This is a genomic window from Pseudomonas fluorescens (genome assembly GCF_902497895.1).
Lineage (GTDB): Bacteria > Pseudomonadota > Gammaproteobacteria > Pseudomonadales > Pseudomonadaceae > Aquipseudomonas > Aquipseudomonas fluorescens_BP.
In genome coordinates this window covers 1-6,431 of record NZ_CABVHQ010000126.1, presented here as the reverse complement: position 1 = coordinate 6,431, position 6,431 = coordinate 1, and the positions used below count along the sequence as shown (strand labels likewise).

Below are 6,431 nucleotides of genomic sequence, written 5' to 3'. Positions count from 1 at the left end.
TCAAGCCGTGACAAGATCGAGGCAGAGGTGTGTTGCTGAGGAGCTTTGCGTGGAGGGTGACCAAACCGTTCGACACATGAGCTGAGGTCCAGTGTGCCCACTCATATCCCCTGTGAGTTAGCCGAAAACGACCTGTTCATAGGTATTGCGGCCATAACGACAAATCGCCCTTGCCGACGCCCCCGAGTGCCAACCAGAATCGAGCCACGACCACACTCCCTGAATAAGGATAAGCGTCATGATGCACGCGGATTTGATTGACCAGGACGACCTGCTGAGCCAATTGAGGGCCTTGGGTTTTGACGTATCCAGCGGCTCGACCGCCGAGCAAGCCTGCGAGTGCGCGGTACGCGGCTTGAGCGATGCGCGGGCCAAGGCACTCAAGGGAATGGTCGAGCAGATGTACACCGGTAGCGCGACGATTCTTCCGGCGGTACGTCAGGCTATCGACCAGCAGTTGTTGCCTGCTTTGGCGCAGTACAAGCAAAGCCGTAGCGCCTGATAGATCGCCTCTACCCGCTAATCCAGGGCAGGAAATGACACCGACCTGTGGCGAGGGGGCTTGTTGTGGCGAGGGGGCTTGCCCCCGCTCGAGCGCGCAGCGGTCGAAAATCGGCTGATGCGTTTTGCCTGACAAAACGCGATCTCAGATTTCAGGGCTGCTTCGCAGCCCAGCGGGGGCAAGCCCCCTCGCCACAGCAAGCCTCCTCGCCACAATGGACTACAGCCTTACGCTGGCAAACGTCGACTCATTCCTGGCCTGGCTCAACGCCGACAGCGGTCCAGACAACGGGGCCAGTACCAGCGCCTGCGGAAGCGGCAACATCGCCACCTGTTGAGCGGTGTTGGAGCCGACGCGCTCATCCCGTGGTGGAATGCCGAAGTATTCGCGGTAGCACTTGGAGAAGTGCGGCGTTGAGACGAAGCCACAGACCGAGGCCACTTCGATGATCGACATGGGCGTTTGCTTGAGCAGCTGCCGGGCGCGGATCAGGCGCAATTTCAGGTAGTAGCGCGACGGCGAGCAGTGCAGGTATTTCTGGAACAGGCGCTCCAGCTGACGCCGCGACACGGCGACATACACCGCCAGCTCGTCGAGATCGATCGGCTCTTCCAGGTTGGCTTCCATCAGCGCGACGATTTCCTGCAACTTCGGCTGGTTGGTGCCAAGCATGTGCTTGAGCGGCACGCGCTGGTGATCCTGCTCGTTACGGATGCGCTCGTAGACGAACATCTCGGAGATCGCTGCCGACAGCTCACGACCGTGATCACGGCTGATCAAGTGCAGCATCATGTCCAGCGGCGCGGTGCCGCCGGAGCTGGTGAAACGGTTGCGATCGAGCGTGAACAACCGGGTGCTCATGGAAACCCGCGGGAACGCTTCCTGCATCGACGCCAGGCATTCCCAGTGCACGCTGCAATCAAAGCCATCCAGCAACCCGGCACAGGCCAGGGCCCAGCTGCCGGTGCAGACCGCACCGAGGCGACGGGACTGGCGCGCCTGGCTTTGCAGCCATGACACGTGCTCACGGGTTACGGTGCGCTGAATACCGACTCCGCCGCAGACGATGATGGTGTCCATGGCGGGCGCTTTGTGCATCGAGGCGTCCGGGGTGATCTGCAAGCCATCGCTGGCCCAGACCTGGCCGCCGTCGGCGGTGAGAGTCGTCCAGCGATACAGCTCGCGACCGGACAATTGATTGGCCATGCGCAGGGGTTCGACTGCGGAAGCCAGAGAAATAAGCGTGAAATTGTCCAGCAGCAAAAAGCCGATGGATTGAGGCGCACGGTTCTGGGGTTGGGCCCCGGAGTTGAACGACGTCATCGCGGTATCTCCTCACACAAAGCGGGTGATGGCCTCAGGCGGAGGCTCTTGTTATTGCCATCGTTCTCGCGTGGGAGACGGGCTTTGTTATGACAGAGCAATTGCCATGCCTAAAGTTGAATGGCCATTCAATAACTCCTGAAAACGACGTCGCGATGTGTCTATATTAGCCTGCGTCGAGTGGGGGTTATAAGTGCCATTAATGCAGGCAAGTGCTCTAGCCCGTTGCGTGTGAGCAAATCGGTAGCACTTTTGGGAACGGCATTGAGAACCGTCGTAAAAGAGTGTCACCACAAGCACGGGTGACCGACGGTCAGGGTCGAATTCGCGCCCTGACCTGAGGATGTTTCACTTATCTGTAAGCGACGCGCCAAAAGGTGGCGCGCTTGAAAGCAGGTGTTCACTTAACGCGCAGTTTTGACTGGTCTGACCTCATCGTCGGAACGCCGCCCGGAGCAAGCCCGCTCCCACATTAGATCTGCTGTGAACATTCAATCTGTGCCTAAGCCAATCCTGTGGGAGCGAGCTTGCTCGCGATTGAGGTCAACTCGGTATCTCTGCCTGAACCGAATCAACACTCCACCGCACTCACCGCCAACCCACCGCGCGACGTCTCTTTATATTTGTCATGCATGTCAGCCCCGGTATCGCGCATGGTGCGGATCACCCGGTCCAGTGAAATAAAGTGCTGACCATCCCCACGCAAAGCCATCTGCGCCGCGTTGATCGCCTTCACTGCGGCAATCGCATTGCGCTCGATGCACGGCACCTGCACCAGGCCGCCGACCGGATCACAGGTCAGGCCCAAGTTGTGCTCCAGACCGATTTCCGCCGCATTGCACAGTTGCTCCGGGGTCGCACCGAGAATTTCCGCGAGCCCGGCCGCTGCCATGGCACAGGCCGAACCGACCTCGCCCTGGCAGCCGACCTCGGCCCCGGAAATCGAGGCGTTCTTTTTACACAGAATCCCCACTGCCGCCGCGCTCAGGAAGTAGTCGACGACATTGGCCTCGGTCACCACTTCGCTGAATTTCATGAAGTAGTGCAGCACCGCCGGGATGATCCCGGCCGCGCCGTTGGTCGGTGCAGTGACCATGCGCCCACCGGCGGCGTTTTCTTCGTTGACCGCCAGGGCGAACAGGTTGACCCACTCCATGGCGCTCAAGGTCGAGCCGATCACATTGGGTTTATTCAGCTCCTGCAGGCTGCGATGCAGTTTGGCCGCACGGCGCCGCACATTCAGACCGCCAGGGAGGATGCCTTCGTGCTTGAGCCCTTGTTCGACGCAGTCCTGCATGGCGCGCCAGAGCGTCATCAGACCGCTGCGAATCTCTTCTTCCGAGCGCCAGACCTTCTCGTTGGCCAGCATCAGCTCGGCCACTCGCAGGTTGTGCTTCTGGCAGAGGCTGAGCAATTCGACCGCGCTGGAGAAATCGTACGGCAACTCGGTGCGATCAAGGTCCGCGACACCACTGCTGGCCTGCGCCTCATCGACGACAAAGCCGCCACCGATCGAGTAATAAGTGTCGCGATGCAGCTCGCCATCCTCGCCTTCGGCAACCAGGGTCATGGCATTGGGATGGAACGGCAGGTTCTCATCGATCAGGCGCATGTCCCGCGCCCAGACGAAGGGGATCGGTAAACGACTGTCGAGCAGCAAGGTCTCGGTTTCGCGCAGGGTCTCGATACGCACGCCGATCTGCGATGGATCGATCGCGTCCGGCCATTCGCCCATCAGACCCATGATCACCGCATTGTCGCTGCCGTGACCGATGCCGGTGGCCGACAGCGAACCATACAGCTGAACTTCGATCCGCTGGACTTGTTCCAACACATTACGTTCACGTAAAACCTGCACGAAGAGCGCGGCTGCGCGCATCGGCCCAACCGTATGCGAACTGGACGGACCGATACCAATCTTGAACAGGTCAAACACACTGATAGCCATTACCGCGAACCTCCTGATGAGCACACTCCAGGCGCCAAAACGCCCGGTGACGGAGCTGCTACGCTCAACGCCGAGACCAGCGCATCATCAGGCTTTTGCAGCAAAGCACGACGTCTCACACCGACTCACTCATGCCCACTAACGTCGCAATCTGCCAACGGCAGGTTCCGGCCGTTTTTTGCGGTGCAGATGGGCAAAAAGTGCGGTTGCCGGGCTGAAAAAACCTGTAAACGACGTCACCGACACTGGATGCGACCCTCCCTGTACTGGATACGACGCACCCTGTAGGCGTTTGAATTTCACTGTTACATGATCAGTGTCGACTCGATTCCAAGGCGCCGTGGTAGAGCTGTTTTCAAAACGCCATCCAACCGCAACCTATAAGCGCGGTCGTCCAGTCGGAACACCGCCGAAAAAAACACCAAGGAGTCCACCCATGAAAGGTTCCCCGTCGTTGTTGTTGGCCGCCATGCTGAGTCTGCCGGTTCTGGCTCAAGCCGCAGAACCGGCTCAATGCAGCACCGTAAACTTCTCTGATGTCGGCTGGACCGACATCACGGTTACCACCGCGACCACCAGCGTCGTCCTCGATGCGCTGGGCTACAAAACCAAAACCACGATGATTTCCGTGCCAGTGACCTACAAGTCCCTGGCCGACGGCAAGAACATGGACATCTTCCTGGGTAACTGGATGCCGACCATGGAGAACGACATCAAGGCCTACCGCGATGCCGGCACCGTGGACACCGTGCGCGCCAACCTGGAAAACGCCAAGTACACCCTGGCCGTGCCTGAAGATCTGTACAACAAGGGCCTGAAGGATTTTGCCGACATTGCCAAGTTCAAGAAGGAACTCGACGGCAAGATCTACGGCATCGAACCGGGTAACGACGGTAACCGCCTGATCCAGAGCATGATCGACAAGAATGCCTTCGGCCTCAAGGACGCCGGCTTCAAGGTGGTCGAGTCCAGCGAAGCAGGCATGCTCTCGCAGGTCGATCGCGCCCAGCGCCGCAACACTGCAGTGGTCTTCCTGGGCTGGGAACCGCACCCGATGAACACTCGCTTCAAGATGAAGTACCTGACTGGCGGTGACGACTATTTCGGCCCGAACTTCGGTCAGGCAACCATCTACACCAACACCCGCAAGGGCTATGCCCAGGAATGCAGCAACGTGGGCCAGTTGCTGAAAAACCTGTCGTTCACCTTGAACATGGAAAGCACCCTGATGGGCAACGTCCTGGACGACAAAATGAAACCTGATGTGGCAGCCAAGGCCTGGCTGAAGAAAAACCCGCAGGTGCTCGACACCTGGCTGGCTGGCGTGACCACCATTGACGGTAAACCAGGCCTGGAGGCCGTTAAAGCCAAGCTGGCGCAGTAACCGCAGGCTCCCGGCGGGCTAGCCCGCCTGGATACGTACTTTTCCTTGCATGTGGACGTTCAATACCATGCTGACTGATCACAAAATCCCCCTGGGCCAGTACATCTCTGCCTTCGTTGAATGGTTGACGCAAAATGGCGCCGCCACCTTCGATGCGATAGCCGTGACACTGGAAACGATGATCCACGGCGTGACGTTTGCGCTGACCTGGTTCAATCCGCTGGCGTTGATCGGTCTGATCGCGCTACTGGCACATGTCATTCAACGCAAATGGGGTCTGACGGCCTTTGTCGCACTGTCCCTCCTGCTGATCCTGAACCTGGGTTACTGGCAGGAAACCATGGAGACCCTGGCCCAGGTGCTGTTCGCGACACTGGTCTGCGTGGTCATCGGCGTGCCGTTGGGCATCGTCGCGGCGCACAAACCGATGTTCTATACTTTCATGCGTCCGGTACTCGATCTGATGCAGACCGTACCGACCTTCGTTTATCTCATTCCTACCCTGACCCTGTTCGGCCTGGGTGTGGTACCCGGTCTGATTTCAACGGTGGTGTTCGCGATTGCCGCGCCCATCCGCCTGACTTACCTGGGTATCCGCGATGTACCGCAAGAGTTGATGGACGCCGGCAAGGCCTTTGGCTGCTCGCGCCGTCAGTTGCTCTCGCGCATTGAACTGCCCCACGCCATGCCGAGCATCGCTGCCGGCATCACCCAGTGCATCATGCTCTCACTGTCGATGGTAGTGATCGCGGCACTGGTGGGTGCTGATGGCTTGGGTAAACCCGTGGTCAACGCACTGAACACTGCCGATATCGCCCTGGGCTTCGAAGCCGGCCTGGCGATCGTATTGCTGGCGATCATGCTCGACCGTATTTGCAAACAACCCGACGCTAAAGTAGGGGGTGACGCATGAGCATAATCCGCTTCGACAAGGTAGACGTTGTCTTCTCCAAAGATCCGCGTGAGGCCCTCAAGCTGCTGGACAAGGGCATGACGCGTGACCAGATCCTGAAACAGACCGGGCAGATCGTCGGTGTCGAAAAGGCCAGCCTGGACATCGATAAAGGCGAAATCTGCGTACTGATGGGCCTCTCCGGTTCCGGCAAATCCAGTCTGCTGCGCTGCATCAACGGCTTGAACACCGTCAGTCGCGGGCAACTGTTCGTCGAGCATGAAGGCAAGCAAATCGACATCGCCTCCTGCACCCCGGCCGAACTGAAAATGATGCGCACCAAGCGCATCGCCATGGTCTTCCAGAAATTCGCCCTGATGCC

Annotated in this window: 6 protein-coding genes; 4 read left to right on the top strand and 2 right to left on the bottom strand. The window is 59.0% G+C overall.

Features of this window, described 5'->3' with window-relative positions; all coding sequences use genetic code 11:
- The first annotated feature begins 238 nt into the window (after positions 1–238).
- The gene (locus F8N21_RS29735; RefSeq protein ID WP_150645472.1) at positions 239–502 is read left to right on the top strand and encodes a hypothetical protein; all 264 of its coding nucleotides are present in this window, start codon (positions 239–241) and stop codon (positions 500–502) included.
- 219 nt (positions 503–721) lie between these two features.
- On the opposite strand, the gene F8N21_RS29725 is transcribed toward F8N21_RS29735, so the two are convergent.
- Together F8N21_RS29725 and F8N21_RS29720 are read right to left on the bottom strand one after the other, a co-directional pair.
- Complete coding sequence (locus F8N21_RS29725) at positions 722–1,825, bottom strand: GlxA family transcriptional regulator (RefSeq protein ID WP_150645519.1); 1,104 nt, start codon at positions 1,823–1,825, stop codon at positions 722–724.
- Between the two features lie 571 nt (positions 1,826–2,396).
- Positions 2,397–3,773 carry an L-serine ammonia-lyase gene (locus F8N21_RS29720; RefSeq protein ID WP_150645518.1) on the bottom strand — a complete coding sequence of 459 codons (1,377 nt, stop codon included), beginning with the start codon at positions 3,771–3,773 and terminating at the stop codon, positions 2,397–2,399.
- Positions 3,774–4,209: 436 nt separating this feature from the next.
- Here F8N21_RS29720 and F8N21_RS29715 point away from each other — a divergent pair, with 436 nt between their 5' ends.
- The 3 genes from F8N21_RS29715 to F8N21_RS29705 form a co-directional block, all read left to right on the top strand.
- Complete coding sequence (locus F8N21_RS29715) at positions 4,210–5,157, top strand: choline ABC transporter substrate-binding protein (RefSeq protein WP_150645517.1); 948 nt, start codon at positions 4,210–4,212, stop codon at positions 5,155–5,157.
- A 67-nt stretch (positions 5,158–5,224) separates the two neighbouring features.
- Positions 5,225–6,070, top strand: coding sequence for a choline ABC transporter permease subunit (gene choW, locus F8N21_RS29710; RefSeq protein ID WP_150645516.1), 846 nt, complete (start codon positions 5,225–5,227; stop codon positions 6,068–6,070).
- A partial coding sequence (locus F8N21_RS29705; RefSeq protein WP_150645515.1) for an ATP-binding cassette domain-containing protein occupies positions 6,067–6,431 on the top strand: 365 nt, incomplete at its 3' end. The genes choW and F8N21_RS29705, both read left to right, overlap by 4 nt.

Excerpts from the sequence above, each read along its gene's own strand:
- F8N21_RS29735 (WP_150645472.1), top strand. The coding sequence starts at position 239 with ATGATGCACGCGGATTTGATTGACCAGGACGACCTGCTGAGCCAATTG.
- F8N21_RS29725 (WP_150645519.1), bottom strand. The coding sequence starts at position 1,825 with ATGACGTCGTTCAACTCCGGGGCCCAACCCCAGAACCGTGCGCCTCAA.
- F8N21_RS29720 (WP_150645518.1), bottom strand. The coding sequence starts at position 3,773 with ATGGCTATCAGTGTGTTTGACCTGTTCAAGATTGGTATCGGTCCGTCC.
- F8N21_RS29715 (WP_150645517.1), top strand. The coding sequence starts at position 4,210 with ATGAAAGGTTCCCCGTCGTTGTTGTTGGCCGCCATGCTGAGTCTGCCG.
- choW (WP_150645516.1), top strand. The coding sequence starts at position 5,225 with ATGCTGACTGATCACAAAATCCCCCTGGGCCAGTACATCTCTGCCTTC.